The organism is Serratia sp. HNCC26DJ206 (assembly GCF_057180605.1).
Genome location: NZ_JBXUGP010000078.1, coordinates 1 through 3,431 on the forward strand (window position 1 = coordinate 1; position 3,431 = coordinate 3,431).

The 3,431-nt window shown below is 61.7% G+C and carries 3 protein-coding genes; all 3 read left to right on the forward strand.

Annotated elements, in window-relative coordinates:
• Positions 1-2,118: toprim domain-containing protein (locus AC2A1E_RS23845; RefSeq protein ID WP_484385817.1), on the forward strand; the 2,118-nt coding region annotated here is incomplete at its 5' end.
• Complete coding sequence (xerC, locus tag AC2A1E_RS23850) at positions 2,118-3,194, forward strand: site-specific tyrosine recombinase XerC (protein WP_484385818.1); 1,077 nt, start codon at positions 2,118-2,120, stop codon at positions 3,192-3,194. The genes AC2A1E_RS23845 and xerC, both read left to right, overlap by 1 nt.
• A gap of 18 nt (positions 3,195-3,212) precedes the next feature.
• Positions 3,213-3,431: hypothetical protein (locus AC2A1E_RS23855; protein ID WP_484385819.1), on the forward strand; the 219-nt coding region annotated here is incomplete at its 3' end.

Here is a 3,431-nt window from a genome sequence, read left to right on the forward strand (position 1 = left end):
GCGTATGGCTGCAACGGCTTTACGGCGGATCATCTGGCAGCGTTGCAGTATCACGGCGTGAAGCGGGTGTTGATCGCCTTCGATCGGGACGAAGCCGGGGATCGGGGGGCTGAATCTGTCGCCGGTGATCTGCTGGAGCTGGGGATCGAAGCGTGGCGGGTGCGGTTCCCGCAAGGGCTGGATGCGAATGCGTATGCGCTGAAAAGCGGTAACCCGGAGAAAGCGCTGGGGCTGGCGCTGGAACAAGCGGCCTGGATGGGCCACGGCACCGGGCCGGGGGCGGTGTTCGTGCAGGAAACACCGGGGCCGGACACCCCTTCTTCTTTAGCCGCCTTGCCGGGCGTGCAGGCTTCGCCGGTGTCGGCTGAAACCGCGCCTATCCCCGGCGAAGTCACGGCAGCGGGTGAGCTGTTGATGCGCTGCGGCCCACGCGTGTGGCGGGTGCGGGGCTGGCAGAAAAACACCGTGCCGGACGTGATGAAGGTCAATGTGCAGGTGCGGGATGAGGCCAGCGGCGCGTTCCATGTTGACCAGTTGGACATGTACCACGCCAAACAGCGGCAGGGCTTTATCAACGTGGCCGTGGTCGAGCTGGGCTGTGATGTGGCGGTTATCAAGCGTGAGGCAGGTCGGTTGCTGCTGTTGCTGGAGCAGAAGCAGGACGAGGCGCGGCAGGCGGTAGAGCTGGCTGCGCCTGCCGGGGTGGCGGTGAGTGCTGATGATGAAGCGGCCGCGCTGACACTGCTGAAAGATGCACGGCTGGCTGAACGTGTGGTGAATGACCTAGCGTCGTGCGGCGTGGTGGGTGAATCCTCCAACCTGCTGACCGGGTATCTGGCGGCGGTGTCACGCAAGCTGGATAAACCCTTGGCAGTGTTGATACAGAGCAGCTCGGCGGCGGGAAAATCCTCGTTGATGGATGCGGTGCTGAACCTGATGCCGGAAGAAGAGCGTATCCAGTACTCAGCCATGACCGGGCAGAGCCTGTATTACCTGGGTGAAACCTCGCTGTCGCACAAGATACTGGCGATAGCGGAAGAAGAAGGGGTACGGCAGGCGGCGTATGCGCTGAAGCTGTTGCAGTCGGACGGGGAGCTAAAGATAGCGTCGACGGGCAAGAACGAGCAGAGCGGCGAACTGGTGACGCGGGAATACAAGGTGCAAGGCCCGGTGATGCTGATGCTGACCACCACGGCCATCGATGTGGATGAAGAGTTGCTGAACCGCTGTCTGGTGCTGACGGTGAACGAGAGCCGGGAGCAGACGCAGGCCATACATGCCTTGCAGCGGCATCATCAAACGCTGGAAGGGCTGTTGGCGGTGAGTGAGAAAGGCTATCTGACGCGGTTGCACCAGAATGCACAGCGGCTGTTGCGGCCGCTGAAGGTGGTGAATCCGTATGCGGAACAACTGACGTTCCTGAGTGATAAAACCCGCACCCGGCGCGACCATATGAAGTACCTGACGTTGATACAGTCGATAGCGCTGTTGCACCAGTACCAGCGGGAGGTGAAGCGGGTACAGCATCGGGGGGAATGGCTGGAGTATATCGAGGTGGCGCGGTCTGATATCGCGCTGGCGAACCGGCTGGCGCATGAGGTGCTGGGGCGCACGCTGGACGAAATGCCGCCGCAGACGCGGAAGCTGTTGCTGCTGATACAAGAGATGGTCAAAGGAATGGCCGAGCAACAAGGTTGCCAGAGCGCGGAGGTGCGCTTTACCCGGCGGGATATCCGGGGTTACACCAACTGGAGTGATAACCAGCTTAAGGTGCATTGCCTGCGGTTGGCTGAGATGGAGTACCTGTTGTTGCACGGTGGCAGTCGTGGCCATCTGTTGCAGTATCAACTGCTGTGGGATGGTGGTAACGGTGATGAAAGCCATCTGTGTGGTCTGCTTAATGTGGCTGAACATGAGGGCGGGGAGCGCAAGTTGGACTCGGAAGCCAGCAAGTTGGTGCCAAGTTGCCCCCAAGTTGGGGCCAAGTTGGAGAGTGATAAAGTGGCTTCGAGCCAGGCAGGGCAAGGCTTGGTGGCGGAAGTGGTTGGGGTTGCGCCAAATGCAGTAATAAAGGGGAAAAATAATCGGGCTGCTGCCCCTGCTGTTGGAGGTGAGTAATGGCCTACCGCAGACCCCGCGCCGATGCGCTGCTGACCGTGGATGAAGTCTACCGTAAACCGGTTGGCCCGGCGCATGACCCGAAAAGCCTGTATGCGCTGCTGTTGCGGTTCGTGATGTGGCGGCGGGAGCGCAACTGGTCGGAAACGACGCTGAAGACACAAACCCATCATCAATACCGCTTTATCCTGTGGGCCGCTGAACGCGGGTTGCACTATCCGCAGGAAATCACCCTACCCATCCTGGAACGTTATCAACGCTATCTGTTCACCTACCGCAAACCGGACGGCGAGCCGTTGAGCAGCCGGACGCAGCGGAGCCAGTTGGGGCCGTTGGTGGTGTGGTTCGCCTGGATGACGCGCAGCCATCTGCTGTTGGCCGACCCGGCATCCGGTCTGGTGTTGCCGAGGCTGGAGAAACGGTTGCCGCGCCATATCCTGAGCGTAGAAGAAGTGGAGCAGGTGTTGGCGTTGCCGGATATCAGCACGCTGAAAGGGCTGCGTGACCGGGCGCTGCTGGAGCTGTTGTGGTCAACGGGGATGCGGCGCATGGAAGTGGCCGGGCTTGACCAGCACGCGGTGGACGCCAGCCGAAAAACGGTGACCATCCGGCAGGGCAAGGGGAAAAAAGACCGGGTTATCCCCATCGGAGAACGGGCGCTAAAGTGGGTGCTGCATTATCAGCACCAGGTGCGGCCGCAGTTGCTGGTCAATCCCGAGGTTACCGCGTTGTTCGTGGCGCTGGACGGCGTGGCGGGACTGACGCCGAATGGCGTCACTATCGTCACCAAGGAATATATCGTGGCATCGGGTATCAGCCGCTGGGGCAGTTGTCACCTGTTCCGCCATGCGATGGCGACCCAGATGTTGGAGAATGGCGCAGATATCCGCTGGATACAGGCGATGTTGGGCCATGCGAGTATCGAATCGACGCAAATCTATACGCAGGTGAGTATCCGGGCGTTGCAGGCGGTTCATGCGTCGACCCATCCGGCGGAGCAGGCGGACAGTGAAATGCAGCCGGACAGCCAGGAGCCGGACGCGGCAACGGTGCCGCCGGACAGCCTGAAAAGCTAGCTCGTTCTCTGTGGGTCGGTGGGTGAGTGCCCAGGCAGCAGGCGCGCCGTTCGCTTCTGTTCGTTCCCTTGGCGCCAGCGCGGCGCACCTCCTGCCCTGTTCGGCTCCGGCGTGTGCGGGGGTGCGCCCCCGCAGCGGGCAGGTTCGGCGTTGTGTGTGGGTTGGGCAATCCGCCTTGGCATCGTTAACGGCCAGTGCGGTGTGGCGCGCCGCTCGCAGGCTCCCGCCGCTGTGGGC